This is a genomic window from Clostridium neuense (assembly GCF_045310695.1).
In the GTDB taxonomy this organism is placed as follows: Bacteria; Bacillota; Clostridia; order Clostridiales; family Clostridiaceae; genus Clostridium_S; species Clostridium_S neuense.
The window spans coordinates 72,913-99,245 of record NZ_JBJIAA010000001.1 but is presented as its reverse complement, the minus strand read 5'-3'; the positions used below and the strand labels follow the sequence as shown (position 1 = coordinate 99,245).

At 31.6% G+C, this 26,333-nt stretch carries 28 protein-coding genes; 23 read left to right on the top strand and 5 right to left on the bottom strand.

What is annotated here, in order from left to right; all coding sequences use genetic code 11:
* Positions 1-149: 149 nt before the first annotated feature.
* The 3 genes from ACJDT4_RS00495 (at position 150) to ACJDT4_RS00485 (ending at position 3,150) form a co-directional block, all read left to right on the top strand.
* Positions 150-1,058, top strand: coding sequence for a PLP-dependent cysteine synthase family protein (locus ACJDT4_RS00495; protein WP_406785564.1), 909 nt, complete (start codon positions 150-152; stop codon positions 1,056-1,058).
* Positions 1,059-1,260: 202 nt separating this feature from the next.
* Positions 1,261-2,427 (top strand): MalY/PatB family protein, encoded by a 1,167-nt coding sequence (locus tag ACJDT4_RS00490; protein WP_406785563.1) that lies wholly within the window; start codon positions 1,261-1,263, stop codon positions 2,425-2,427.
* Between the two features lie 114 nt (positions 2,428-2,541).
* A complete protein-coding gene (locus tag ACJDT4_RS00485) occupies positions 2,542-3,150 on the top strand; it encodes a DNA-3-methyladenine glycosylase (RefSeq protein WP_406785562.1) in 609 nt (202 codons plus the stop codon).
* A gap of 42 nt (positions 3,151-3,192) precedes the next feature.
* Here ACJDT4_RS00485 and ACJDT4_RS00480 read toward each other — a convergent pair whose 3' ends face one another.
* Positions 3,193-4,053 (bottom strand): PHP domain-containing protein, encoded by an 861-nt coding sequence (locus tag ACJDT4_RS00480; protein WP_406785561.1) that lies wholly within the window; start codon positions 4,051-4,053, stop codon positions 3,193-3,195.
* Positions 4,054-4,242: 189 nt separating this feature from the next.
* Here ACJDT4_RS00480 and ACJDT4_RS00475 point away from each other — a divergent pair, with 189 nt between their 5' ends.
* The 8 genes from ACJDT4_RS00475 to hxlB all read left to right on the top strand — a co-directional run bounded on the left by ACJDT4_RS00475 (position 4,243) and on the right by hxlB (position 11,406).
* A complete protein-coding gene (locus ACJDT4_RS00475) occupies positions 4,243-5,313 on the top strand; it encodes a mannose-1-phosphate guanylyltransferase (protein ID WP_406785560.1) in 1,071 nt (356 codons plus the stop codon).
* A 166-nt stretch (positions 5,314-5,479) separates the two neighbouring features.
* On the top strand, positions 5,480-7,423 hold the full coding sequence (locus ACJDT4_RS00470) for a BglG family transcription antiterminator (protein ID WP_406785559.1): 1,944 nt from the start codon (positions 5,480-5,482) through the stop codon (positions 7,421-7,423).
* Between the two features lie 24 nt (positions 7,424-7,447).
* A complete protein-coding gene (locus tag ACJDT4_RS00465) occupies positions 7,448-7,903 on the top strand; it encodes a PTS sugar transporter subunit IIA (RefSeq protein ID WP_406785558.1) in 456 nt (151 codons plus the stop codon).
* A 17-nt stretch (positions 7,904-7,920) separates the two neighbouring features.
* The gene (locus ACJDT4_RS00460) at positions 7,921-9,246 is read left to right on the top strand and encodes a PTS galactitol transporter subunit IIC (protein ID WP_406785557.1); all 1,326 of its coding nucleotides are present in this window, start codon (positions 7,921-7,923) and stop codon (positions 9,244-9,246) included.
* Between the two features lie 22 nt (positions 9,247-9,268).
* A complete protein-coding gene (locus tag ACJDT4_RS00455) occupies positions 9,269-9,553 on the top strand; it encodes a PTS sugar transporter subunit IIB (RefSeq protein WP_406785556.1) in 285 nt (94 codons plus the stop codon).
* Positions 9,554-9,571: 18 nt separating this feature from the next.
* Entirely contained in the window at positions 9,572-10,087 is a 516-nt protein-coding gene (locus ACJDT4_RS00450) for a YjbQ family protein (protein WP_406785555.1), read from the top strand.
* 100 nt (positions 10,088-10,187) lie between these two features.
* Positions 10,188-10,853: a ribulose-phosphate 3-epimerase gene (rpe, locus tag ACJDT4_RS00445; protein ID WP_406785554.1), complete on the top strand. Its 666-nt coding sequence runs from the start codon at positions 10,188-10,190 to the stop codon at positions 10,851-10,853.
* Positions 10,843-11,406 carry a 6-phospho-3-hexuloisomerase gene (hxlB, locus tag ACJDT4_RS00440; RefSeq protein WP_406785553.1) on the top strand — a complete coding sequence of 188 codons (564 nt, stop codon included), beginning with the start codon at positions 10,843-10,845 and terminating at the stop codon, positions 11,404-11,406. Before rpe ends, hxlB begins: the two co-directional genes overlap by 11 nt.
* Before the next feature lie 539 nt (positions 11,407-11,945).
* On the opposite strand, the gene ACJDT4_RS00435 is transcribed toward hxlB, so the two are convergent.
* Positions 11,946-13,007, bottom strand: a complete 1,062-nt coding sequence (locus ACJDT4_RS00435) for an aldose epimerase family protein (protein ID WP_406785552.1) — start codon at positions 13,005-13,007, stop codon at positions 11,946-11,948.
* Between the two features lie 400 nt (positions 13,008-13,407).
* Between ACJDT4_RS00435 and ACJDT4_RS00430 the strand changes: the two genes are divergently transcribed.
* The gene (locus ACJDT4_RS00430) at positions 13,408-15,147 is read left to right on the top strand and encodes an ABC transporter ATP-binding protein (protein WP_406785551.1); all 1,740 of its coding nucleotides are present in this window, start codon (positions 13,408-13,410) and stop codon (positions 15,145-15,147) included.
* A gap of 35 nt (positions 15,148-15,182) precedes the next feature.
* On the opposite strand, the gene ACJDT4_RS00425 is transcribed toward ACJDT4_RS00430, so the two are convergent.
* Complete coding sequence (locus tag ACJDT4_RS00425; protein ID WP_406785550.1) at positions 15,183-15,641, bottom strand: ImmA/IrrE family metallo-endopeptidase; 459 nt, start codon at positions 15,639-15,641, stop codon at positions 15,183-15,185.
* A 25-nt stretch (positions 15,642-15,666) separates the two neighbouring features.
* Complete coding sequence (locus ACJDT4_RS00420) at positions 15,667-16,020, bottom strand: helix-turn-helix domain-containing protein (protein ID WP_406785549.1); 354 nt, start codon at positions 16,018-16,020, stop codon at positions 15,667-15,669.
* A 221-nt stretch (positions 16,021-16,241) separates the two neighbouring features.
* Between ACJDT4_RS00420 and ACJDT4_RS00415 the strand changes: the two genes are divergently transcribed.
* Entirely contained in the window at positions 16,242-16,766 is a 525-nt protein-coding gene (locus ACJDT4_RS00415) for a sigma-70 family RNA polymerase sigma factor (protein ID WP_406785548.1), read from the top strand.
* A 175-nt stretch (positions 16,767-16,941) separates the two neighbouring features.
* On the top strand, positions 16,942-18,492 hold the full coding sequence (locus tag ACJDT4_RS00410) for a nitrite/sulfite reductase (protein ID WP_406785547.1): 1,551 nt from the start codon (positions 16,942-16,944) through the stop codon (positions 18,490-18,492).
* 107 nt (positions 18,493-18,599) lie between these two features.
* On the opposite strand, the gene ACJDT4_RS00405 is transcribed toward ACJDT4_RS00410, so the two are convergent.
* Positions 18,600-18,851, bottom strand: a complete 252-nt coding sequence (locus tag ACJDT4_RS00405; RefSeq protein WP_406785546.1) for a kinase to dihydroxyacetone kinase — start codon at positions 18,849-18,851, stop codon at positions 18,600-18,602.
* Between the two features lie 552 nt (positions 18,852-19,403).
* Between ACJDT4_RS00405 and ACJDT4_RS00400 the strand changes: the two genes are divergently transcribed.
* From ACJDT4_RS00400 to ACJDT4_RS00360, 9 genes are all read left to right on the top strand, one after another.
* Positions 19,404-19,814, top strand: coding sequence for an HK97 gp10 family phage protein (locus ACJDT4_RS00400; protein ID WP_406785545.1), 411 nt, complete (start codon positions 19,404-19,406; stop codon positions 19,812-19,814).
* Positions 19,801-20,235, top strand: coding sequence for a phage tail terminator family protein (locus ACJDT4_RS00395; protein WP_406785544.1), 435 nt, complete (start codon positions 19,801-19,803; stop codon positions 20,233-20,235). The genes ACJDT4_RS00400 and ACJDT4_RS00395 overlap by 14 nt, the downstream gene beginning before the upstream one ends.
* Positions 20,236-20,238: 3 nt before the next feature.
* Positions 20,239-21,309 (top strand): phage tail sheath subtilisin-like domain-containing protein, encoded by a 1,071-nt coding sequence (locus tag ACJDT4_RS00390; protein WP_406785543.1) that lies wholly within the window; start codon positions 20,239-20,241, stop codon positions 21,307-21,309.
* Between the two features lie 14 nt (positions 21,310-21,323).
* Complete coding sequence (locus ACJDT4_RS00385) at positions 21,324-21,758, top strand: phage tail tube protein (protein WP_406785542.1); 435 nt, start codon at positions 21,324-21,326, stop codon at positions 21,756-21,758.
* A 315-nt stretch (positions 21,759-22,073) separates the two neighbouring features.
* Positions 22,074-22,493 carry a phage tail assembly chaperone gene (locus ACJDT4_RS00380; RefSeq protein ID WP_406785541.1) on the top strand — a complete coding sequence of 140 codons (420 nt, stop codon included), beginning with the start codon at positions 22,074-22,076 and terminating at the stop codon, positions 22,491-22,493.
* 23 nt (positions 22,494-22,516) lie between these two features.
* A complete protein-coding gene (locus ACJDT4_RS00375; RefSeq protein ID WP_406785540.1) occupies positions 22,517-22,693 on the top strand; it encodes a hypothetical protein in 177 nt (58 codons plus the stop codon).
* A gap of 62 nt (positions 22,694-22,755) precedes the next feature.
* Positions 22,756-24,687: a hypothetical protein gene (locus ACJDT4_RS00370; RefSeq protein ID WP_406785539.1), complete on the top strand. Its 1,932-nt coding sequence runs from the start codon at positions 22,756-22,758 to the stop codon at positions 24,685-24,687.
* Between the two features lie 11 nt (positions 24,688-24,698).
* On the top strand, positions 24,699-25,349 hold the full coding sequence (locus ACJDT4_RS00365; RefSeq protein WP_406785538.1) for a LysM peptidoglycan-binding domain-containing protein: 651 nt from the start codon (positions 24,699-24,701) through the stop codon (positions 25,347-25,349).
* The gene (locus ACJDT4_RS00360) at positions 25,346-26,332 is read left to right on the top strand and encodes an XkdQ/YqbQ family protein (RefSeq protein WP_406785537.1); all 987 of its coding nucleotides are present in this window, start codon (positions 25,346-25,348) and stop codon (positions 26,330-26,332) included. Before ACJDT4_RS00365 ends, ACJDT4_RS00360 begins: the two co-directional genes overlap by 4 nt.
* Position 26,333 lies beyond the last annotated feature (1 nt).

Genomic DNA, 26,333 nt, shown 5'->3' with positions numbered 1-26,333 from the left:
ATTTTATGATTTTTGAACCTTAGATTTATAGGATTTTTTTAACGCGACGAAGCATTGTTACTTCACAACTTCCAGTTTGTCAGGATAAACTTGAAATTTGAAATTTTTAATTTGTCAGTTATCCATATATAAGATAGGGGATGTTAAAAATGAATTATTTAAATGATATTAAGGATTTTATTGGAAATACTCCAGTTTTAAAGATAAATAATATTCAATTCACAAAAGGAATAAACGTATTTGCTAAGCTTGAAAATTTTAACCCAGGTGGAAGTGTTAAAGATAGAATAGGAGTATACATGATTGAAAAGGCTGAAGAAAGTGGACAGCTAAAAAAAGGTGGAACAATAATAGAAGCTACAGCTGGAAATACAGGAATAGGTGTTGCACTGGCAGCTTTAAATAAGGGCTATAAGGTTATATTTGTAGTTCCTATGAAGTTTTCAATAGAAAAGCAAAAAATAATGAGGCTTTATGGGGCTGAAATTATAAACACACCAAGAGAAAAGGGTATGCTTGGTGCTGTAGCTAAGGCAGAGGAGCTTTTGAAGGAAATACCGAATTCTATATCGCTTAAACAATTTGAAAATCCTGCAAACCCACTTGCACATTATGAAACTACAGGACCAGAAATATATAAAGCACTTGATGGAAAAGTAGATTACTTTGTAGCAGGAGCAGGAAGTGGTGGAACATATACCGGTATAGTTAAATTCTTAAAAGAAAAAAACCCCAAAATAAAAGGAATACTAGTAGATCCTGTTGGTTCAACTATGGGAGGCGGAGAAGAACTATGTTATAATATAGAGGGTATAGGAAATGATTTTATACCTGATACCATGGACATGAAGCTAGTGGATGATATTATAAAGGTTAATGATGATGAAGCCTTCGAAATGGTGAGGCTTTTAGGAATAAAAGAGGGACTTGTTGTAGGTTCGTCATCTGGGGCAGCCATGGCAGGAACTTTGAAATTATCTGAGAAAATAACAGGTGGAAATATAGTAACGCTTTTTCCAGACAGAGGAGACAGATACTTTAGCAAAGAGTTATTTTAAAAGCAGTAAAAGGTGAAAAGTCCCCTTTGATTTTGAAGTTAAAATGTATGGAATCTTTAAATTTATGATTCATAATGTTTTACAAATAAGTTTCACTATATAATTTAGAAAATTAAGAGCAGAGAGTACGGAGCAGATTTTAACTTGTATCATCGCTTACCCAACTCTCTATTCTTTACTTTGTACGAAAGGGGACTATTTAATGAGTTACGATTTTGATAAGGTGATTGAGAGAAGAAATACAAATTGTGAAAAATGGGATGCAATGGGAGAAGATGTGCTTCCAATGTGGGTAGCAGATATGGATTTTGAAGTGCTGCCAGAAATTTTAGAAGCAGTAAAAAAGAGAGCTGGACATGCCGTGTATGGATATACTAGATTTAGTGATAAATACTATGATGCTGTAATATCTTGGGTTAAAAGAAGGCATAACTGGAATATAAAGAAGGAATGGATTGTATACTCTCCAGGAATTGTTACAGGACTTAATTTAATAGTAAAAGCATTAAATCAAGTTGGGGACAAGATTATTATTCAGACACCTGTTTATTATCCATTTTTTAGAGCTATTGAAAATAATGGTTTTAGAGTTCTTAGAAATCCTTTGAAATTTGAAAATGGAAAATATAAAATGGATTTTGAGGACCTTGAGAAAAAGCTTAAGGATAAAAGAGTCAAAACATTAATTTTGTGCAGTCCACATAATCCTGTAGGAAGAGTATGGACTAAGGAGGAACTTAAAAAATTAGGTGATTTATGCCTTGAAAACGGAGTTACTGTTGTTTCGGATGAAATTCATTCTGACATAATATATAAGGAAAATGAACATACTACCTTTGGAGCAATAAGTAAAGATTTCGAGAATAATTCTATAGTATGCATTTCTGCAAGCAAGACTTTTAATTTAGCAGGACTTAGAACTTCAAGCCTTATTATTCCTAATAAAGAGCTTAGAAGAAAAGTTATAAATGTGATAGAGAGTATTGGAAATGCAGAGCCTAATGCTTTTAGCGAGTGTGCTTCGGTTGCAGCTTACAATCATGGAGAACAGTGGTTAAGTGAACTTATGGATTATTTAAAAGAAAACTTAAATTTTATGAAGAAATATATAAGTGAAAATATGCCTTATGTAAAAGTTATAGAACCAGAAGGAACTTATCTTGCATGGCTTGACTTTAGTGCCTTGAAGATGGATCCTCGTGAGCTTCATGAGTTTATTCTAAAAAAAGCTAAGGTTTGGCTTGATGAAGGATATATATTTGGAGACGAAGGAAATGGCTTTGAAAGAATTAACTTAGCTTGTCCAAGATCTATTTTAAAAGAAGGACTCGAGAGAATTAATAAAGCAATTAAACAGAGTAAAGAGTAGAATGAATGTGGATTTATAGAGTGATAGCTTACTAAGTTTTTAATCTTCTGTAGTGAAGCGGAAGAAAATTAACTATCACTCTACTCTTTACTCTGATTTTAGGAGGGTGATATTTTGAAATTACCAAAGGAGTTTTATGGCAGAGATACTATAGTTGTGGCTAAGGAACTTTTAGGAAAAAACTTTGTACATGTGGTAAATGGAATAAAAACCTCTGGTAAGATTGTAGAAACTGAGGCTTATAGGGGAATAAATGATAAAGGCGCACATGCATATGGAGGTAGAAGAACCCCAAGAAATGAAGCATTATATGGTGAACCTGGATATTCTTATGTGTACTTTATATATGGATTATATTACTGTATGAATGTGGTTGCCATGAAAAAGGATATACCAGAGGGTGTTCTCATAAGAGCTATAGAACCAACTGAAGGAATAGAAACCATGAGCGAGAGAAGGTTTGAAAAAGCATATAGTGAACTTAATAAATATCAAGTTAAAAATCTAACTAATGGACCTTCAAAGCTTTGCTTAGCTATGGATATTACAAAAAAGCAAAATGAAATGGATTTGTGCGGTGATGAACTTTACTTTGAGGAATTGAAGAATGAACCCTTTGAAATAGTTGAAGCTAAAAGAGTTGGAATAGATTATGCAGAAGAAGCAAAAGATTATCTTTGGAGATTTTATATAAAAGGCAATAGATATGTGTCGGTAAAATAAAAAGCACCACCCTGCACTTATAGTGTGAGTTGGCGCTTTTTATTAAAGCCAATTGCTAACTAAAGCATAATCTACTGGCAGTTTACCTTTATTTCCAAAGCCTAAGCAATGAGAGGAAATATGAAAGTCACTACCTCCACTTTTTAATAAATTGTATTTATTGCAGTAGTTAATTAGCATATTAATTTGTGAATTAGAGTGTTCACGGTGTACGCACTCAACCCCATCAATTAAATTCCTAATATTATCAATATAATCTTTTATATTGTCCACGTTATATACATAAGGATGAGCTAAAAAGCACTTGCCTCCAGCTTTATGAATTGTTTCTACAACTTCATTGATGCTTGGAAGCTTGTTTTGTGAGGATATGAAAAACGGGCTGTTTGAATTAAGGCAGTGCTTTCTATAAAAAGTTGTTCTATTTGTAATTTCTAGTTCTTGTAAAATGGAAAAATTTTCTTTATAAAGCAAAATATCATCGCAAATTACATCATTTGCGCGATCATTTTTGCTTTTTATACTTAAATTATTGGAATGTACAATTTTAAGCTCTTCACAGGCTTTTAATAAGTAATTAAGTTTTATACTTTCCTCATAAATACAATCTGATTGTTTATTAGCTTGTAATATATTTGAATTTGATATTTCATTAATGTCAATATTATAACCTAACATGTCCATACTAATTCCATTAAACATAAAGGCAATTTCCACACCTGTAATTATCTGTCCGCTATAGTATTCTTGTGGACATAAAGCTTCAATTTTTTTGTAGGCACCTACGGTCTCGTGATCAGTAAAAGAGATTAGCTTTAAATGTTTACTTTCTGCCATTTTTAATATAGTTTTTATATCAAATTCACCATCAGAATTATTGGTATGAATATGCAAATCAATCATTGTACTTTTCCCCTTTTTTTGCCACAATAAGCTTTACTTTAATTCTACTATACGATATTTTATTCAATGTGTAAATAATAAATGGCATCATATGAATATGTTTAAAACAATATAGATAAACATATTTTCACCACATCTAGTTGTTTTTCATATTATGAAATGAAGAGCAATAATAGTGTGGTGTTTTGTGTGTTATACGCATTAATACTGGCAGGGGGGAAAGGAACAAGATTATATCCACTTTCAAGAAGGGAAAATCCAAAACAGTTCTTAAAAATTGTAAATAATAAAAGTTTTTTAAGAAATACTGTTGATAGAATAAAAACTTTAGTAAGTAAGGATAATATATATGTTATAACTAATGAAAACTACATTACTAGGATTTACGAAGAACTTCCAGATATACGAAAGGAAAATATATTTACTGAGCCAGAGAATAAAGAAACCGCTACCTGTATAGGCCTTTCGGCAGTTAAGCTTTTAAAAAGGGACAACGATGCCACAATGATAGTACTGCCTTCAGATCATTATATTGAAGATGAAAAAGAGTTTATAGATACTTTGAATCAGGGAATTGAGATTGTCGATAAAAAAAGAGGACTTGTAACAATTGGGGTAGAACCCACGAGGCCGGAAACAGGATACGGATACATTCAAATGGGAGATAAGGTTCTTAATTATGAATCTATATATAAAGTTGAAAGATTTCTTGAAAAACCTAATATAGAGGTCGCAAAGGATCTTTTAAGCAGAGGAAATTACCTCTGGAACAGTGGTATGTTTATTTGGAGGGCAGATACGTACTTAAGAGAAATGAATAAATATCTTCCAAAGATGTATAAGGGTATGATGGAAATTTATGAAGCAGTTGGAACAGAAAGTGAACATGAGATTATAAATGAAAGGTACAGTACTATGGAAGGTATATCCGTTGATTTTGGAATAATGCAAAAAACTAGGAAAGGCTATGTGGTGAAATCAAATTTTGATTGGGATGATCTTGGCAATTTTAGTTCACTATCAAGATTTTTAAAAGGCTGTGAGGGTAAAAATACTGCAAGTGATAATGTTTTTTTAGAAGATACAGAAAATTGCTCCATATTTGGCGATAAAAATCTTATAATTTGTTTTGGAGTTAAGGACTTAATTGTAGTTGATGCAGGAAATGTAGTGCTGATAATGGATAAAAATAGAGATCAGGAATTAAAGCATCTTGTGGAAGAGTTAAAAAATGAGAAGGAAATAGAAGAATATCTATAGGAAATTCGCTCGAAGTTTTTCGAGCGGATTTTTTATGTTGAAATAGTTATAATATTTAGTTCTACATTAATACTGACTTAAATGTAATTGCTATAAGTGAAAACCGATGTTATTCTAAATCTAGAAAGAAGAGTAATTAGCTAGATTAATTTAGGAGGTGTGCAATTTGATTGGTCGACAAATCAAATTATTGAAACTTTTGTACAAGCAAAATGAATATAAGCCTGCTTCTTTCTTTAGCAAAGCGCTTTCAGTTTCAACAAAAACTATTTATTCTGACATTAAAGAATTGAATTGTTTAACAAAACGATTTCATGTAAGCTTACAGGTTGCTCCAAGAAATGGAATTCTCCTGGTTGGATCTAAGGATGATGTAAAATCTCTTTTTAAGCATATTGGTCAGGAGGACTATTCAAATAAATTTGATACTTTTTCGCCTGATTTTAGGAGATTTAATATAGTTAAAAGAGTATTTTTAAATTCTGAAAATCCATCATTAGAAGAATTATCAAAAGAGTTTATGGTAAGCAAGACATCAATATATAAAGATTTAGAAATAATAGAAAAAGTACTTATAAATTGTGAAATACATATTCTAACTGATAATGATGGAATTAGGGTGGTTGGAAAGGAATTGGCTGTTCAAAAATCAGTTAAACAATTTATATTTTCAAACATACTAAATAACAGCATGATTGATTTACAACAGAAATTAACCATGATAATCGAAGAAGAGGTAATAACTAAAGTATCTAAATTACTATTTGAAGATTATGCTGAATTAACTGAAGAGGTATCTGAATATTATATTAAGTCGTTATTGGTAACAATTATTATTCAGGTTCAGAGGCTAAAACACGGGTTTCACATGGAAGTAGAAGAGACCTTCCTATTTAATAATATAAGGTATATGGAAACGTATATTGTATCAAATAGCATGGTAGAGCTGCTTAGTAAAGAGTTTAATATCAAGTTTCATACGGAAGATGTTGAATTTTTATGCAAGCAATTATTTGCACATAGGATTACTAATAACGTAAAAGGAAGTAATACTGAATATTCAGATATAATAAAAAGACTTATTGAAAGAATGAGTAAGATTGAGAAAGTTGATTTAAGCAACGACAAAAGATTATATCGTTCACTGCTTTACCATTTGCCAGCAATGATTTTGCGACTTAAGAGAGGAATTGAAATAAAAAATCCAGTTTTAGATATGATTAAGGATCAATATTCCAAAATGTTTAGCATTGTATGGTATGCATTATCTATTATTGAAATGGAATATGATGTTTCATTAAATGATGATGAGGTTTCACTTATTGTTATTTATTTTCAAATAGCATTGGATAGTATATCTAAAGCAAATAACATTGTGATAATTTGTCCTTATGGAGTTTCCTCTTCGCAATTTATTTATAGCAAGGTCATACAACTTCTACCGGCAAAGGATAACTTTGAGGTGTCAAGTCTTAAAAAATTGTATTTAAGTGATCTTGATAATGTGGATTTAATAATTTCAACTGTGGACATAAATGATATTGAAGTCCCTATTGTAAAAGTATCACCTTTATTGAGTAGTGAAGATTGCTCAAATATTATGATGGCATATTCTAAATATATTTTAGATAAGAAAAACAGAATCATATTTTCTGAAAGGTTAGAAAATTTTACATTTCCTTGTCTATCTAAGTTTATTGATCCTTCATTAATTAAGTTAAATGTAGCCTTTAGTAGTAAGGAAGAATGTTTAAATTTTATGATCTCAGAATTAGAGCGAAGAGAGTATGTTGGAGAAAGATTTAGAAAATCTATTTTTAATCGTGAAAAAATGGGGGTAACAAGCTTAGATAGTGGAACAGCATTACCGCATGCTGATCCAACAACAGTAAAAAAATCAAGTGTTTCAATTGTTACATTAAAGCATCCGATTAAATGGGGAGGTATTGACGTATGCCTCGTTATTATGGTCAGTTTTTCTGAAAACGATATTTACCAATTTAGGGATGTTATAACTGAAACATATCAGTTAATTGAAAAAAGTGAATATGTAAGAGAGGTATTAAAAATAAGTACCATAGAAGAAATGGCTGATTTATTTTATCAATAAATTTTTGCAGATTGGAGGACAAACATGTACTTTGATAAACATATTTGCTTTCTACAACTAGAGGTGGAGAGTAAGGAAGAATTGTTTGAGATAATGGCAAACAAGCTATATGAAGAAGGTTTTGTAAAAGAAAGTTATTTGGAGGGAATCTTAACAAGGGAACAAGAGTATCCTACGGGTTTGATGGTTAATGGAACAGGCTTTGCTATTCCACATACTGATTCAAGCAGAGTTAATGAGTCTCAAATTTGTTTTGCATCATTAAAAAAGCCAGTTAAGTTTAATGATATGGTGGATATAAGCCATGCCATACATGTAGAACTAGTTTTTATGCTTGCAATGAGTAAGCCACATGAACAGCTTGAAACACTTCAAAATTTAGTTAATTTATTTCAAGATTCAAAAGCAGTTGAAGAATTAAAAAAATGTGCTTCTGAAGAAGAATTTAAAAAACTATTAGAAAAAGCGCAATTGAATTAAAATTAGGGGGATAAAAAATGTTAGAGGTATTAAAATGGTTTATTAGTTTAGGATCAACAGTATTCTTGCCTGTTATAATTTGCATATTTGGATTAGTATTAGGAGTAAAGCTTTCAAAGGCTATTATGGCTGGTATTACTGTCGGTATAGGTTTTATTGGATTAAATCTTGTTATTGGATTGTTATCCAGTAGTTTAGGTGTAGCAATTCAATTGATGGGAAAAAAATACGGGTTTTCATTAAGTGTTATGGATATTGGCTGTGGTGTTGGTGGACCTTTGGCATTCTCTACGACTATGGGAATCCTGATAATCCCAATTTCAATTATTTTAAATTTTGTGTTTGTCATGTTAGGATGGACAAAAACTTTAAACGTGGATATCTGGAATTTCTGGTTCCCTGCATTTATTGCATTAACTATCAATGCTTTGACAGGAAAGTTTTGGATGGGTATTGCTGCAATGGTAGTAAGTTTAATGCTTCAATGGCTGCTTGCAGACTTATTTCAAGAAAAAATTAGCAAATTCTTTAATTATCCTGGAATTGCTATTACCCATATGATGGCACTTAGCGGAGTTGTATTTGCTATCCCAATAAACTGGTTGTTTGATAGAATTCCTGGCTTAAATAAAATAGATGCTGATACAGATACTATTCAAAAGAAGTTTGGTATTTTTGGGGATACTGTTGTAATAGGTTTGGTTATTGGTATCGCCATTGGTGCTTTAGCTGGATATGATTTTGCCAAGATTACTCAATTAGGCATGGAAACAGCAGCCATAATGAAGTTGATGCCTAAGATGGTTGCAATGTTTATGGAGGGCTTACTTCCAATTTGTGAATCAGCTAAAGAGTTTACAGATAAAAAATTAAATGGTAGAAAAGTAAACATTGGTATGGATGCAGCTTTAACTGTTGGACATCCGGCTGTTATGTCAGCAACTCTTTTAATGGTTCCTATATCTTTATTGTTAGCAATTATTTTGCCTGGAAATCAAGTGTTACCATTTGGTGACTTAGCGTTTTATGCTTTTGCAATTTGCTTAATGATTCCATTCTTTAGGGGAAATATTATTCGTACCATTATAGGATGTGCAATGTATATGTGTACAATGTTGTATTTATCAACTTGGCTAGCTCCGTTAATTACTAAAGTATTTAAACTAGCTCATTATAATGTTGGAACTAGTGGTACTGTTTCTTCAGTTAACTGTGGTTTATGGCCAGTTGCTTTATTTGTAACTATGGTCGATAAGCTGGGAGTAATCGGAATTTGTTTGATTGGAATAGCAGTGTTAAGTCTTTTAATTTATACAAATAAAATTAGAGTTAAAGCTAACTAAAATATAAGGAGGAAATAATATTATGAAAAAACTTTTAATCGTATGTGGTGCAGGACATGCAACATCAACTATAGCAGTTGCTAAAGTTAGTAGGTGGATTGAAAAAGAAGGATATACTAATGATATAAAAATATATCAGTCTAAGATTGCTGATGAACTCAATCGTATTGATGATTATGATGCAGTAATTAGTACTACAATTGTTCCAGATAATATAAAAGATAAAGTAATAAATGGACTTCCATTGTTAACTGGAGCAGGAGTTACTGGATTATTTGATGAGTTAAAAAATAGATTAGCTCTTTAATAGTTTGGGGGAGTTAAGATGTTGATTTTTCATAAACAAATTACTATAAATACTGTTTTAGGTAGACCATCGTATCATAATATTACTGAAGAATTAAAAGAATTTACTAAAGCTTCAAAAATTAAAAATGGAATATGTGTTGTTTCAGTTCCTCATACAACATGTTCAGTATATTTTGATGAAAACATGCATGACATTAATTATTTTGGTGATGAATATTTGCAGGTAGATATCAATAATATAATGGATAAAATTGCTCCAAGATGTACTACGGAAAATCAATATAACAGTCCAGGGCCAGAACATATTAAGTTTGGAATGAGTCTTTCTGATCCAGATTATCCGGCCGAAAAATGGACAATGCTAAATACTGAAGCACATATTAGAGCCTCTATCTTTGGAAGTGCTAGCGAAACTATTATAATAAAAGATGGAGAAATGCTTCTTGGATCATTAGGACGATTATACTTTGTAGATTGGGATCAAAATCGTGAACGCAAAAGAAAATGCAATATTATGATAATGGGAGAATAATTTTTTAACCACATAGAATTTATAAAGGTATTTAAATTTAGATGTGTTTTAAATTTAAATACCTTTACTTACAATTAATATGAAATGGAGGTAATGCTATATGATCATAGCACCGTCTATATTTAATACTAATTTACTTGATTTGAGAAAAACTATTAGTCTAGTTAGAGATGCAGGAGCGGAGTATTTACATATAGATGTTATGGATGGACACTTTGTGCCTAACTTATCCTTTGGAACTGGTATTGTACATGACTTAAAAGGATCAACAGAACTAATTTTAGATTGCCATTTGATGGTTGAAGAACCGGAAAATATAATTGATAATTTTGCTGATGCAGGTGCCGATTTAATTACAGTACACATTGAAGCAAGTAGGCATATATATCGTACTATGCAAGTGATTAAAGAACGTGGATTATTAGCAGGTATAGCAATTAATCCTGGTACTCCAGTGGGATCAGTTAGTGAAATACTTCCACTTGTTGATCAGGTACTGGTTATGACAATTAATCCTGGTGTAAGTGGACAAAAATTTATACCAGCTGTACTAGATAAAATTAAATATTTTGATGATTTGAGAAGAAAAGATAATGAACTTAAATACAAAATTGAAGTTGATGGTAATATAACTGATGAAACAATAGGATATTGTCTTGAAGCTGGTGCAGATGTATTTGTATCTGGAGGATATATTTTTGGAGGCGATGATATCGAGGGTAGAATCGAAAGCTTGCTGAAGGTTGGTGCTAAGTATGAACGATAAAAATTATATAAAAGATATTCTTAAAGAACTGACTCAAAATTGTCAATACATAAATTATGGTGATTTGAATTGTTTGGTGGATGAAATTAAAAAGGCAAATCGTATATATTTATCAGGAAAGGGGAGATCTGGACTTGCTATTTCTGCTTTTGCCAATAGGCTCATGCATTTAGGCTTTAAAGTGAGTTTAATTGGGGAGGTTACAACGCCTCACACAAAGGAAAATGATTTATTAATAATAGGCTCTGGCTCTGGAGAAACGGAAAGTTTAGTATCCTTGGCAAAGAAGGCAAAAAAAATTGGACTGAAAATAGCTTTGATTACAATGGACGTTGAGTCTTCAATAGCTAAAATTGCTGATATTATAATAGTACTGCCAGGGGTTTCACCAAAACTAAAAAATGAAAGAATGTATATAAAATCCATTCAACCTATGGGTTCTGCCTTTGAACAGATATCTTTCCTTACTTATGATGCAATTGTATTGCAGATAATGAATGAAATTGGTGAAACTTCAGATGAGATGTTTTCAAGGCATGCTGATTTAGAATAAAAAGCAGTATATAATGTGATTTTTATATTGTTCAAAAGATAATTTGTTTACATCTAAAATTCCGTAGGTACGGAGGAATTTTTTCCTTGCACTACGGTGGGAGCGAAGTAACAATGCTGAAGGAACAGTTCACGGCATCTTCAAAAAAATAACAAGTTCATCTAGTGGCTAATTTTGCGTAATATTTCGTCAACTGAACCCGCTAAGACTACCTAGTATTAACGGAACCAGTTTCCTCGTATTACACAAAATCATCTCACAATATGAACTTGTTATTTTATTTCAGATGCCTAAAAAATCCTAATAAATCTTAACTTAAAAATCATAAAATACTTAGATATTTCAATCTGTTTGAGCATTTTCAGCGAGTAAACATGCACGGGGTATGGGCTTTGCCCATTATCCTTCCATACCTTGAGCAGGTACTCGCTTAAATTCACCACTTAGATTTATAGAATTTATTATTGAAGGTACTTTTATCTTATTCTAGAAGGATAATGGGATTACATCCCAAACCCCGTGTATGGGATGAAGCATTGTTACTTCGCAATTGTTGAAAATTTATATATTGTAGTGTGATTGTACTCTTCGCCAGCTTTTAAAAGTGGAGACTCAAAGTGGCTATCGTTTATAGCATTTGGAACATATTGAGTTTCAAGGCAAATTGCTGTTCTCTTTTGATATACAGCGCCGCCTTTACCAATATCAGAGCCATCAAGGAAGTTTGCACTGTAAAACTGCACAGCTGGATTAGTAGTATGTACTTCCATAACTCTGCCTGTAGATTCATCAACTAATTTAGCAGCAACTTCGTTTATGTTTCCTTTAGTATTTAACATCCAGTTGTGATCATAGCCACCGCCAAATTTAAGTTCATAATAATCTTCATTTATTTCAGCACCAACAGTTTTTAATTTTCTAAAGTCCATTGGAGTTCCACTTACTTTTACAAATTTACCAGTTGGAATAGAGAACTCATCAGCTTCTGTAAATTCATCAGAATTTATCATTAATTTGTGATCTAAAGCTGTTGATGCTTGATTACCAGTTAAATTAAAGTAAGAGTGGTTTGTAAGATTTACTACTGTGTCTTTATCACTAACTGCTTTGTAGTTTATTTCTATAGCATTGTCATCAGTGAAGGTGTAAGTAATAGTTACATTAAGATTTCCAGGATATCCTTCTTCACCATCCTTGCTTAAATATGAAAGGGCAAGTACATTCTTTTCACTGTCAATTATTTTAGCATCCCAAACAACCTTATCAAAGCCTTTTATGCCCCCGTGTAAGTGATTTTTGCCATCATTTTGAGCTACTGAATATTCTTTTCCGTCGATTGTAAATTTACCAAAGGCTATTCTGTTGCCACATCTTCCAATAGCTGCTCCAAAGAATTTATCACCTTTTTCATAGGATTCTATATTTTCATATCCATGCACAACATCTGCAAAATGTCCATCTTTATCGGGAACAATTAATGAAACTATGGTAGCACCATAAGTCATTATTTTTGCTTTTGAATTATTACAATTAGTGAGAGTATATATCTCAACATCCTTACCATCCTTTGTTTTGCCAAACTTATCTTTAATTATAGACATGTCAAAGTCCTCCTTAAAATCATACTATATAAATTTTTGTATTATTTTACTTTACACATACAATGGTAAACGGTTAAATAAAAAAAGTAAAGCTTTAAATTCATAAATTTATATTAATTTTTAAAATTATTTTATAAAGTTCTGTTTTAAGGATAATTGGAATTTTAAAATTATTATGTTATAATTATTCATATGATAAAATGAATCAATATATTTTGCTGAATTTATGAGTAATAAAGCTAGAAATTGATAATATTACAATATTTTTACTGGACTAGTACGGGTTATTTATTTTTTGCATTATATATTTGATATATTGTAGATTTATCAACAAAAGTTTTAACTATGCATAAGTTTGCTTTTGATGTGGTAACTCTAAATAAGGGGGAATACTAAATATATGAAGGTGTGGAAAAAATTCATAAAATATTATGAGCCGTATAGGTTTCTTTTTTTTGCAGATATGTTCTGTGCACTTGTTGTTTCTTTAATTGACTTATCCTTTCCGGTTATACTTAATTATCTTGTAAAGCACTTTTTCATAATGGACAAAATTTACATAATGAAAACTATAACTTATATAGGAATTGGTCTCTTAATTATGTATGTGGTAAAGTATTTTTGCCAGTATTTTATAGCTTCCTGGGGACATATTATGGGAGCGAAAATGGAAACTAACATGAGAAGGGATTTATTTGATCATCTTCAAATGCTTCCATTTTCTTATTATGATGAAAATAATACTGGCGAGATGATGTCAAAGCTTGTATCAGATTTATTTGATATTTCAGAGCTTGCTCATCATGGACCTGAAAATATTTTTATATCAGCACTTAAAATATTAGGTTCCTTTGCGATACTTCTTACAATAAATGTTAAGATGACCTTGATACTGTGTGCTGTTACTGCTGTTATGGTTGTTTTTTCTTTTGTTCAAAATAGTAAAATGCAGAGAATATTTATGGATAATAGAAAAAAGATAGCTAATGTAAACTCAATGGTTCAGGACAGTCTTCTTGGAATAAGAGTTGTAAAATCCTTTGCCAATGAAAAGCTTGAAAAAAGAAAGTTTGGAAGAGCAAATAAAAATTATCTTGATTCTAAAGTTAGCAGCTATGTAGCTATGGGAAAATTTATGGCTGGAAACTCGTTTTTTCAAGGTGTTTTATATGTATCAGTAATAGTATCTGGCGCAATATTTATAACTCAAGGTACTGTAAAAGCTACTGATTTAGCAACATATGCTTTGTATATAAATATACTTATAAATCCTATTGATGTACTTATAAACTTTACAGAGCAGTTCCAAAAGGGATATGCAAGCTTTAAGAGATTTATAGATGTTATGGAAGCTGAAACAGAAATAGAAAATAGGGAAAATGCAGAAGTCATAAAGGATGTAAAAGGAAATATAGAATATAAAAATGTGTCCTTTAGCTACGATGACGAGGCTTATGTTTTAAAAGATTTAAGTATTAATATAAAGGCAGGAAAAAACATTGCTCTTGTTGGTCCATCTGGAGGAGGAAAAACTACTTTATGTTCTCTGCTTCCTAGATTTTATGATGTTACAGAAGGAGCTATTACAATTGATGGAAAAGATATAAGAGATATAACTCTTGAATCCTTAAGAAGCTGCATCGGAGTAGTTCAGCAGGATGTTTATATGTTCTCTGGTACAATTAAAGAAAACATAGGTTACGGAAAACCTGAGGCTACGGATGAAGAAATTATAGAAGCTGCCAAGAGAGCAAATATTCACGATTATATAATGAGTCTTGAGGATGGATATGATACTTATGTTGGAGAAAGAGGCGTTAAGCTTTCTGGAGGACAGAAGCAGAGAATTTCAATAGCTAGAGTTTTCCTTAAAAATCCTCCAATATTAATATTAGATGAAGCTACCTCAGCACTTGATAATGAAAGTGAAAGATTTATACAAAAATCTCTTGAAGAGCTTTCGAAAAACAGAACAACTATAGTTATAGCTCATAGATTGAGTACTATTAGGAATGCAGATGAAATTATAGTTATAAACAACGAAGGTATACAAGAAAGAGGAAATCACGAACAGTTAATTGAAAAGCAAGGCCTTTACGCTTATTATTATAACATGCAGTTTGAAGGTTTAGGAGCATAAATAGAGCAGCACTGGTAAAATACTGGTGCTGTTTTTTAAAACATTTTTAAAATTATTAAATTAGGTTCAAAGTATATGATATAGTTATTTATTTCATGATAAACCCCATATTTTTCTTTGTAATGCTTAATAGCTTTTTCTAAAAATTCTTCGGTTATATTTAAATAGTCTGCAAGCTCAGTTTTACTTCTAAGTCCTTTTTCAAAAGCGCATATTAAATCTAATAAATTAACTAATTTTTCATATCCCCAATTTCTAGCTCGTTTTTCCTGCTTTATGCTTTTTATATTTTTTTGATCTGTTATATCTCCATAAGAAGTATAATAATGGCCTATTTCCTCAGCAAGAACGCAATTTCTCTCGTTTTCTGTTTCAATTTTTGAATCAAGAGCTATAGTATTATCAGAGTAAAGTCCCTTTAAGTTTCCTTTGAAATTAACTTCAATTATTTCTAAGTTTTGTTTTTCTATTTCATCTTTTAAAGCCTTAATCATATAATTCCTCCTAAAATGTCTGTACTCATTTTTTCTTCTTGGACAATACAAACCTTATAAAGTTTTCAATATCTTCCTTGTCAGCTTCGGAAAATTCTTCTCCATCAAAATGAGCAGCTATTGTTTCAAGACCATTTGAGCTATCCTTAATTTCCTTATTCTCTGAAATTCCGGTTATATAATCTAAGGTGACGTTGAAATACTTTGAAAGAATTCTAGCATAAGATAAAGTAGGTTCCATCTTTCCGTTTTCCCATTTTGATATAGTACTTTTTGCTAGATTTACTCCGTAAAGCTTATATAAATCACTGCACATCTTATCCATAGAGATGCCTTTGTTTTCCCTTAATTTTTTTAATCTACCACTAAGTTCACCCATTATCATTAAATCTCCTTTGATATCTTATAATGAAATTATAGTACAATTGTTTCTAAATGTAAACAAAAATGAAAAATGTTATTGACATGGAAACAAAAAAGCTTTATATTAAAGCTGTGCTCTAAAAAAGGCATATATTATAAATATAAAGTTTCTATAATACTAACAAAAAACATTTTTGTTTCTTATATAACAATAAAGGGGATTGTGAGGTAAATAAAATGAATAAAGAAATATTAAAAGAAGTTGAAAAGAGATTGTATAGTTATTTTGAACGGGAGTATACAGTAAAGGGAATTAAATTAAAAATAAGTAAATTAGAAGAACAAATTACTCAGATAGAGGAAGATATTAAGAATAATAATGTTATTATAGAAGAAGAATCAAGAGCAGTTACATATGGTGAAAAGGTTCAGACAAGTTTAAATTATACAAGCTATGCTGAAAGAGAATTTGTAAAAGCTATAGAAAGATTGGAAAGAGAAAAAGTATTTAAGCTTGCTAGAATAGGAGAATTAAAAGCAGAACTGCGAAAGGTAGAGGAGGAAGCTTCTGAAATTGAATGCAATATGCATAGGCTTTCAAAATTGGATTTAGAATTTATAGAGCTTAAATATAAATTTAAACCAAAGTTAAGTGTTGAGGAGGTTTCAAATGAACTTAATATGTCCAGATCTTCTGCATATATAAGAAGAGATAAAATTATAAATGAAATATATAGTTGGATATGCATTCCAGGAGCTTAAGGACTTCTGGGATGCATTTATTTTATGTAGCTTTAAGTTTATTCAAGAGTATAAAATAAATTGTGCAATTTGGGGAAAACTTGAACGTCTTGTTAATTTTACTATTTAAGCGTAAAAAGGTATACTGTATTTATAGCAGTGCTGGAATAAGTGTTAGAAATGAGTGTGATATATAGTGGAAAATTTAAATGAAATTTTACTAGAAGAGGTTAAAAGTTTTAGAAAACTCGGACATAAGTTTTTAAACGGTGAAGTAAGTAAGATGGATTTTAAGGGCGCTTCTGGAGGAATGGGAGTATATGCTCATAGAAGTGGTAAAGAGTTTATGATAAGATTTAGAATACCATCTGGAATAGCAAATAGAAAGGATTTAGAATTAATTTATGATTTTGCTAAAAGATACGAATTGAAGTGGATACATCTTACAACACGTCAATCAATTCAACTCCATGGAATTAATATAGATGAAGTTTGTGATTCTATGGAAGAAGGAATAAATAAAGGATTATATTCAAGAGGGTCAGGTGGAAATTTTCCTAGAAATGTTGCTATTTCTCCATTGTCAGGAGTTGATAAAGATGAAGCCTTTGATGTATCACCCTATGCCTTGGCAGTTGGCAATTACTTTCTAAATAAAGTATACATGTATAAACTTCCTAGAAAACTAAAGGTTGCCTTTTCAAATAATAGTAAAGACTTTCCACATGCAGGAGCTGTTGATTTAGGTTTCTTTGCAGTAAGAGAAGATGGCAAAGAATATTTTAAAGCGTATCTTGGAGGAGGTCTTGGTAGAAATTCAAGGGTTGGTATAGAATTTCCAGAACTTATAATACCAGAAGATGTTTTATATCATGTAGAAGCGATGACACAGCTTTTTATAAATGAAGGAGATTACAAAAACAAAAATAAAGCTCGTATAAGATATATAGTTGAAAGAATGGGAAAAGAAAAATTTATAGCATGTTATAAAAAGCATCTCGGGGAAGTTAAAGAATCTAATGAACTAAAAATTAGTGTTGAGGAAAAAGTATATGATAAGCTTGGAGTTAAAACTTTAGTAGAAAGTAAAAGATTGGTTGAGCAAAAGCAAAAAGGTCTGTATAGTGTCTATGTTCATCCAATAGGCGGTCAACTATCAATAGATGATTTTAAGCTCATTCTAGACGAAACGAAAAATATCCAAGCTTCAGAAATAAGACTTTCTATGGCAGAAGGACTTTACATTAGAAATTTGGATGGAAAAGAAGCTGAAAGAATGCTAGATATTACGGAGCATATTGGAGGAGAAAATAGATTAGAACAATCCATAGCTTGTATTGGAGTGCCTACCTGCCAAGTGGGTATTTTAGATAGTCAAAACGTGTTAAGAGAAATCATAACTTATTTTAGAGAAAGGAATTTTGTTGAAGATGTTCTTCCTAAATTATATATATCAGGATGCCCAAATTCCTGCAGTGCTCATGAAATAGGTGGAATAGGTTTTTGTGGAAAGAAGAAAAATGTTGATGGACAGATTAAGGAAGTATTTGAGGTGTATTTAGGAGGAAAACTTGGTATAGCTAAAGCAAGACTTGCTGATTATCATGGAGATATACTAAGAGAAAAGCTGCCAGAATTTTTATATAAAATTGCATTAGAAGTTAAAGAAAAAAATCAAGATTTTTATGAATGGATAGAGAGAAATCAATGTGATATGAAAAAAATACTATATAAATATAGAGTATAGCATCATTTTGAACTTTTGAGATTGTAAAATAAAGTGTGTAAGTTAGAAAAAAACTTACACACTTTACTTTACAATCTTCCTTGTCAGTATGGATTTATATTTATTGCTTAACCTTGAAGACCATTAGTTTGACGTTCCATATTTTCTATAACAATATCATGAATATCACCTAACGAAGCACAATATTCAAGTACCTTCCATGGAGTATTTGTATGAAAATGTATCTTTATCAGTTCCTCATCTCCAACTGCAATTAAACAATCGCCTTCGATGTTTTGAGTAATATATTCTCTAATCTCATTTTCTGAAAGATTCTTTCCAGCAATTAATAACTGTGTATCAAATTTATATTCAAGCATAATAATTCTCCTTTTCTATTGTAATATTAGTTAAATAAAATTCAACTAAAATGTTCCTTAGTTTATATATTTTATTATACATAATTTGTGAGTCATTAATCCAGTAAATGCTGATAAATTACTTTGGATTTTTATTGGAAAAATTGAAGACGGATTGAGGATGAAAATACATACAGACCATAGTATACTAGTAGCATAGAATAAAAAAAGCGGTTGAGAAGGTAATAACTTCTGGCTGCTTTTTTATTCTAGAGATAGACAAACTAAAATTTGAAAGAAAGAGTAGAGAGTAGAGTGAAGGATGATTTTTCTCTGCTATGCTTCGAAAAATCTAAAACTTATTGCGCTAAAGATGCTTAAAATATAGTGCTTGGCGCAGTTGACACTATTAAGTTCTAAGATTTACCTGAGAGAAGCGAAAGGCAAATCCACATTCACTCTACTCTCTACTCCTTACTCTCTACTCTTCTTCAAATTTCAGTTTGTCAGGATAACCCTGAAATTTGTAATTTTAAGTTTCAAAGTTATCTAAAAAAGGAAGGGGGTAGATAATTGATAGAACTAAATAATATTGATGAACTTATAGAAGGACTTGAAAATTCAGATGAAGATTTTGAGGAAAAGTTTGAAGATGAGTTATCTAAACTGGCTTATGAATTTCTAGAAAAACTGGTTGAAAGAACTTCAATTAGAAATGGAGAAGAAGTAAGAGAAAGCTGGATTATAGGTCCAATTGTAAGAGATGAAGAAGGCTGGCATATTCAAGTATATAATACCAGCAAATTGGCAAAGAGTATGGAATATGGCTATAGAACTACTGACGTTTCTCAAAATATTACGTTATTTGTACCTGGAAATCATATGATGAGAATAAGCCTTGAAGAATTTAATAACGACTTGAACTCAGAAGTAGTAACATGGCTTAAAAATTTTTGGAAGGGAGAGTTTGATGGCAACTTATAACGAGATTAGGAATGCATTTAAAACTTTAATAACTGAAAATTATAAGGATATACCAATATATGATGAAAGCATACAGCAGGGATTTAAAGAGCCTGCTTTTTTTATGCAGCTAATTCCTATAAATGGTCAGAAGGAGAATAAAAATTCAAAATCCAGACTTATTATGGTGGATATACAGTATTTTCCTAAGGATAATTCTCCTGAGGATGCTTTTGATACTGCGGATAATCTAGAGAATATATTTAAAACCTCCATTGATGTGAATGGCAGAAGCTTAAGAATTGATTATACGCAATATGAAACAGAATACGATGGCACTGGAATTGTGCTGCACTTTGAAGTGTTTATAAATTATTTTGAATTAATAAGAGAGGAACCTACTGGACAAACGGCTTCAGAGGTTATAGTGAAGGGAGTATAAAAAATGGAATTACCTAGTATTAATATAATTTTTAAAAACAAAGCCAATACGGCAATAGAACGTGGAGAAAGAGGAATTGTAGCCTTGGTTTTAAAGGATGCAGTACCTAGTACTAATCCATTTGTAGTAAAAAATGAAAATGATATTATAGATGGTCTTGCGGATGCTAACAAAGAACAGATTAAGCTTGCACTTATTGGAGGAGAAAATCCACCTAAAAAAGTAATAGTTTATGTAGTGCCAGCCGATGCGGCAGATTTTTCTACAGCACTTAACTATTTAGAAACAGTTAAATTTGATTATTTGGCAATACCAGATGTAGACAAAACCGATGCAATTGTAACCTGGATAAAGCAGTTAAGAGATGATAAAGACATAAAAGTAAAAGTAGTTCTTCCACACACGGCTGCAGATTATGAAGGAGTAATAAATTTTGACACTGATAACATAGCTGCTTTTGGAAAAACATATACGACGGCTAAATACTGTTCTAGAATAGCAGGCTTGCTTGCAGGAACACCATTAAAAATGTCTGCAACTTATTCTGTATTAAGTGAGGTAGAGGATGTTCCGCATTTAACAAAGGATGATGGAGATAAAGCAGTTTCGGAAGGTAAACTGATAATAATTAATGATGGTGAAAAGTGTAAAATAGGCAGAGCTGTAAATTCCCTTACAACTATTGATACAAATAAGGGAGAAGACTTTAAAAAGATTTTAATAGTAGATAAAAGTGATATGTGGCATGATGATGTAAAAAGAACTGTAGGCGATTTTTACTTAGGAAAATATCCTAATAATTATGATAACAAAATACTGCTTATATCTGCAATTCAAGCTTACAATGATCAGCTTGTTTTAGAAGGATTACTGGACGGCTCATTGGCTGACTATAACAAAGTATCAATTGATATAAGTGCTCAGGAAGATTATTTAAAATCAATAGGAGAAGACACCGGCAGCATGAAAGAGCAGCAAATTAAAGAAGCAAATACGAAAGATAAAGTTTTCTTAATGTCAAATTTAAAATGGACAGATGCAATGGAAGACTTTAACATTAACGTTATTATATAAGGAGGAATTTTATTATGGCATATGATTCACAAAAAACAATATCAGGTACAGAGGGCGAAGTTTGGATTGATGGAGATTATATAAGTGAGGTTACAGCACTTCAAGCCAAAGTAACCCTTACAAAAGAAGAAGTAAAAATGTGTAAGGCAAGAGGAAAGAAATACAAGGTAACAGGTTATGAAGGAAAGGGTACCCTTAAATTAAACAAAGTAAATTCTAGAATGCTTATAAAATTTGGAGATGCTATAAAAGCAGGACATACTATTACCTGCACTATAATATCCAAACTGGATGACCCAGATAGTGAGGGCACAGAAAGAATAGCAATAAAGGATGCAACCTTTGATGAGCTTCCATTAAGTGATTGGGAAGCAAAGAAGATGGTCACAGAAAGCATACCATTTACTTTTTCAGATTACGAAATATATGACACTGTTCCAGTGTTATAAGGATTAATAGAGGTTATGTAATAAATTGTGAACATTAAAACAGAGTAGAGAGTAGAGAGTAAAGAGTAGAGTGAAGGATGATTTATCTTCCTCTCGTCAGATAAATCTAAAATTATATAAAAACACAGTATTATGTTGAAATTGCATTAGCAATAAGTTTTAGATTTTCTGCAAAAGCAGAAAATCATCATTCACTCTACTCTCTACTCCTTACTCTCTACTCTGTATTTGCTTCGCAATATTTTTGGCGAAAAATTAATTAGTATTACAGTAGTCAATTTATTGTTACTACTATATTATACGGGAGGAATAAAAATGAGTAATAATGTTATGGATTTATTGTTAAAGGCAGATACAAGTAAAATAAAAAAACCGGTTAAGAAGGTTAAAATACAAAGCTTAAGTGAGAGTTTAGGAGAGGAAGTAGTATTTACAATAGAAGCACTTTCTATGAAGGAATACAGTGCAATTCAAGAAAGTTCTTATAGTCTTGTAAATAATGAACTAAGTGACATTGATGTAAACAAAATTCAAATACTTACTGTTCTAGAAGGAGTAAAGGAACCGAATTTAAAGGATAAACAGCTTTTAGAGCATTTTAATGCACATAGTCCTGTGGAATTAATTGAAAAAATGTTTGCTGGAAGACCAGGAGAAATAACAAATTTATATAATCACATAAACAGCTTATGTGGCTTTGACAAAGGTACAATTGAAGAAATAAAAAACTCATAAATTCTGACGGTGAAGTTAACTTAATGTACTATCTTTTTAAAACTAAAAGGATAAGCACACCGTCAGAATACTGGAATATGAAGTTGGGAGACAAGATTGTTTTAAGAGCATTTATTGAAAGAGAAATCTTGGATAAAAACAAAAAATGGCATGAAATTGAAAATAAAAAGATACCTGTTATGGAGGTAGAAGTGCTGTGATTTAAAAGAATGTTGATGAAAATTAATATTTATGAGAAAAGTCAATGCAAGGAGGTGAAAAAGTGGAAGATGATGATTTACAAGTTAATATGACCCTTAATACCGATGACTATATGGATAATATAAGGCAAGTTATCGACAAAACAAAGCAATTTAAGGGTATTTTAAATGAAACCATGAGAGTCATTGAAAGTCAGCGAAATATCAATTTATCAGTAAAAATAAGGGCAGATAGTAGAGAATTTATTGAGGAAACAAGTCTTATCAAAAATAATTTAGTACAGGTAGGTAGTAATAAAAAAATAAAAATAGAAGCTAAGGATATGGCAAAGACTAAGTTTTTAGATACAGTAAAGAGGATAAATGAGTTTTCTAAAAAGCCTAAGAAAATAGTTTTAGATGCAGTTTACAATACAAAGAAAAATGCGGATACGGTAAAAGATAATATTTCGAGGATAAATAATTCACCTGTAAGTAAAAAATTAAGGGGTAGCACAAAGTCTATAAATGATAACTTAAAAACTTCAGAAGTTGGTGAACAAGCAAAAAGCAGCCAGCATGGGGTGAAGAATTTAAAGGCTGCGGAGGGAAGTCCCAGCGAAAGTAGCTCTTTTGATTTTGAAAAAGTAATTAAGGATATTTCTAAATTAGTAGGAGATAAATCAAAATACAAAAAAATATTAGAACCAATTAGTAAGATAGCTGCGGACAAAGATAAAACTATAAATGACATTCAAAAGGTTGCAAGTTCCATAAAAAAAGGCAATATGGGGGAAGCTTTAAAGAATATAGATACTTTAAAAGTAGGAGGAAAAGGCTGGCAGGATGCATTAGAAAAGCTTAGCAAGTCTTCAAAAATAAAAGGTGCACCTAAAGAAGCGCTAAATACTATAATGCAGGTTGTGAAAAACAGTCAGTCAATGAAGGCTTCTGATAAAGATGCTGGTAAGGTTAAGGCTATAGTAGACAGCTTAAAAAATGGTGTGAAAGCTATTGGTATTAATATACCTGCTTTGAACAAGCTTGATGGTGCAAAATTAGGAAAAGATTTTGCAGAGCTTAAAAAGAACATAAAAGTAATTGAGCCTGTTTTAAAGAAACTAGAAAAAACTAAAGCTTTTAGCAAATTAAAAAAGCAATTAGATTCCTTAAATTCAGGTTCAGCTAAGAAAATAATTAATATGTTTAAAGAAATAGAAAAACATCCTAAAAAAATAGAACAAGCTTTTAAAAGGCTTGGAAAGGTTGTAACTCCATTCTCAAAAGCCATAAAGGAAGTTTCGACTTTAATGTCTAAGAAGTTCACGCTAGCATCGGTAATGAAGTCTGTACCTAAACTAGGCTCTGAGTTAAAAAAAGGTTTTAGTGAAGTTAAAAGTATAATTGATGATTTAGGTAAAAGATCTAAAACCGTTAAAAAATTCAGCGATGATGTTAAAGGTTTTATGGATTCTATAGGATCAGCACTAAAAAATAGACTACTTAAAATAGTTACAACCTCATCAACTGTAATTCAAAGTGCAGCTAGAGGTGTTTTTGCATTATTTCAAACTAATCCTATTGTTTTAGCAATAACTGCTATAGTAGCTGCTTGTGTACTTTTATATGAAGCCTGGAAACACAATTGGGGCGGAATAAGAGATAAGACCAAGGCAGTTGTTGATGAAATTAAAAAGATTTGGAAAGGGCTTACGGATTTTTTAGCTCATCCAATAAAAGCAAGTATAAACTTCTTTAAGGGGATTTTTGGAGGTAAAGCTGATGGCAGCCACGCCACAGGTCTTTCATATGTACCTTATAATGGATATGTAGCTGAGCTTCATGAAGGTGAAAGAGTATTAACGGCGCAGCAAAATAGAAGTATGGCAAATGGATCTGGAGGAGTGTCCATAGCTAAGCTTGCAGATACCATAGTAGTACGAGAGCAGGCAGATATAGACAGAATAGCAAATGCCTTAGCAAGAAAAATCAATGCAGCAGCACTTAATATGTGAGGAGGTGTGATATGGAGTTTTTACTAAAACAAAAGGAAGATAGTCTCTGGCTTCCAGTTCCGCCTTCAGAGTTTACTATACCAAGAGAGATAAATTCTTCAGCTTTTAATGTTGAAGGCTATGGAGAAATTAATTTTATAGGAAAAAGGAAGCTTCAAACTATAGGAATAAGCAGTTTTTTTCCGAAAGAGGCTTATTACTTTTGCCAGTATACCGATTTCCCTGAGCCTTATGATTGTGTTAATTTGATTTCAAAGTGGCAGGACAGCGGGGAGCCTATAAGGCTTATAATTTCAGAAACCACTATAAATATGGAATGCAGCATTGAAAGATTTGAATACGGCGAAAATGATGGAACTGGTGATGTTAATTTTCAGCTTGATTTAAAGGAGTATAGAAGAATAGAGGCAGCCTCTGAGGCAGTAGGCAAATGGGGTTACAGCTATGACAAGGTTTCCGTGGGTGCGGCAAATAGCATAATTAATACTGTAAGGCCAGTTACAAAAACGGTTCCTAAAACCTACACAGTGAAAAGTGGGGATACGCTTTGGGATATAGCTAAAAAATTTACAGGCAGCGGCATGAATTATGAAAGCATAGCTGATAAAAATGGCATAAAAAATCCAAATCAAATTTATGTTGGGCAGGTGCTTAATTTATGATACATGCATATAGTTTATACGACAGATGGCTTGTAACAGATATTACGGGTTATTTAAAGACAATTGAATGGAGTGGAGATTTGAGCCAATGTGCAAGAAAAATAGAAGGCACCTTGGCTTATTCTATATTTGATAAGAATCAGCCCCATGTTCAAATTGGACCAGGAACTTTAATTTGGCTTGTTGATGATGAAATAGGTGAATTCTTTAGGGGAATAGTCTTTGACAGAGAATTAAATTCCTCTGAGGAAGTCACCTTTACTGCATATGATTATCTTATATATTTTCTAAAATCCAAGGGAACCTATAACTTTCAAAATATGCTGCCGGAGGATATAGCTGAAAAGGTATGCTCTGATGCTGGAGTTGAAACCGGAAATATAGAAAACACAGGGGTTAAAGTGAGCTTTTTAAGCCAAAACGAAGCTTTTTACAACATAATAATGAAGGCATACACAAAAGTTAGCAAAGCATCAAATGGAAAGCTACAGTATTTTCCAAGGATAGTGGGTGAAAAGCTTGAGATTATAGAAAAAGGAAAGGTAGTTCCAAATTTTGAGCTTAGGCCAGATTTGAATATGAATAGCTGCGACTACAGTGACAACATAGAAGACATGATAAACAGAGTAAAGATATATGATGATAAAAATAATTACCTTGGAGTGGTGGAAGATGCAGAGCATATAACTGAATTTGGAGTTCTTCAGGATACTTATACCGTGGAGGAAGGAAAAAATCCAAATGCAGAAGCAAACCTTATGCTTAAAGGAGCTGAAACAGAAACAACTGTGGAGGCAATTGGAAATATGAACTGCATAACGGGCTTTGGGGTAAGGACAAAAATTTTTTATATGGATGTGCTTAGCGATGCCGTTTGGTATATAGATTCTGACAATCACACCTTTGATGTGGAAACAGGAAAACATACCATGGAGCTTGTTTTGCACAGCAGCAATTTGATGGATTTGCAGGAGGAGGAATAAA

Bases quoted from the DNA above. Each gene is read 5' to 3' on its own strand.
- ACJDT4_RS00495 (WP_406785564.1), top strand. From the start codon at position 150: ATGAATTATTTAAATGATATTAAGGATTTTATTGGAAATACTCCAGTT.
- ACJDT4_RS00490 (WP_406785563.1), top strand. From the start codon at position 1,261: ATGAGTTACGATTTTGATAAGGTGATTGAGAGAAGAAATACAAATTGT.
- ACJDT4_RS00480 (WP_406785561.1), bottom strand. From the start codon at position 4,053: ATGATTGATTTGCATATTCATACCAATAATTCTGATGGTGAATTTGAT.
- ACJDT4_RS00465 (WP_406785558.1), top strand. From the start codon at position 7,448: ATGTACTTTGATAAACATATTTGCTTTCTACAACTAGAGGTGGAGAGT.
- ACJDT4_RS00460 (WP_406785557.1), top strand. From the start codon at position 7,921: ATGTTAGAGGTATTAAAATGGTTTATTAGTTTAGGATCAACAGTATTC.
- ACJDT4_RS00455 (WP_406785556.1), top strand. From the start codon at position 9,269: ATGAAAAAACTTTTAATCGTATGTGGTGCAGGACATGCAACATCAACT.
- ACJDT4_RS00450 (WP_406785555.1), top strand. From the start codon at position 9,572: ATGTTGATTTTTCATAAACAAATTACTATAAATACTGTTTTAGGTAGA.
- rpe (WP_406785554.1), top strand. From the start codon at position 10,188: ATGATCATAGCACCGTCTATATTTAATACTAATTTACTTGATTTGAGA.
- hxlB (WP_406785553.1), top strand. From the start codon at position 10,843: ATGAACGATAAAAATTATATAAAAGATATTCTTAAAGAACTGACTCAA.
- ACJDT4_RS00435 (WP_406785552.1), bottom strand. From the start codon at position 13,007: ATGTCTATAATTAAAGATAAGTTTGGCAAAACAAAGGATGGTAAGGAT.
- ACJDT4_RS00430 (WP_406785551.1), top strand. From the start codon at position 13,408: ATGAAGGTGTGGAAAAAATTCATAAAATATTATGAGCCGTATAGGTTT.
- ACJDT4_RS00425 (WP_406785550.1), bottom strand. From the start codon at position 15,641: ATGATTAAGGCTTTAAAAGATGAAATAGAAAAACAAAACTTAGAAATA.
- ACJDT4_RS00420 (WP_406785549.1), bottom strand. From the start codon at position 16,020: ATGGGTGAACTTAGTGGTAGATTAAAAAAATTAAGGGAAAACAAAGGC.
- ACJDT4_RS00415 (WP_406785548.1), top strand. From the start codon at position 16,242: ATGAATAAAGAAATATTAAAAGAAGTTGAAAAGAGATTGTATAGTTAT.
- ACJDT4_RS00405 (WP_406785546.1), bottom strand. From the start codon at position 18,851: ATGCTTGAATATAAATTTGATACACAGTTATTAATTGCTGGAAAGAAT.
- ACJDT4_RS00395 (WP_406785544.1), top strand. From the start codon at position 19,801: ATGGCAACTTATAACGAGATTAGGAATGCATTTAAAACTTTAATAACT.
- ACJDT4_RS00390 (WP_406785543.1), top strand. From the start codon at position 20,239: ATGGAATTACCTAGTATTAATATAATTTTTAAAAACAAAGCCAATACG.
- ACJDT4_RS00385 (WP_406785542.1), top strand. From the start codon at position 21,324: ATGGCATATGATTCACAAAAAACAATATCAGGTACAGAGGGCGAAGTT.
- ACJDT4_RS00380 (WP_406785541.1), top strand. From the start codon at position 22,074: ATGAGTAATAATGTTATGGATTTATTGTTAAAGGCAGATACAAGTAAA.
- ACJDT4_RS00375 (WP_406785540.1), top strand. From the start codon at position 22,517: ATGTACTATCTTTTTAAAACTAAAAGGATAAGCACACCGTCAGAATAC.
- ACJDT4_RS00365 (WP_406785538.1), top strand. From the start codon at position 24,699: ATGGAGTTTTTACTAAAACAAAAGGAAGATAGTCTCTGGCTTCCAGTT.
- ACJDT4_RS00360 (WP_406785537.1), top strand. From the start codon at position 25,346: ATGATACATGCATATAGTTTATACGACAGATGGCTTGTAACAGATATT.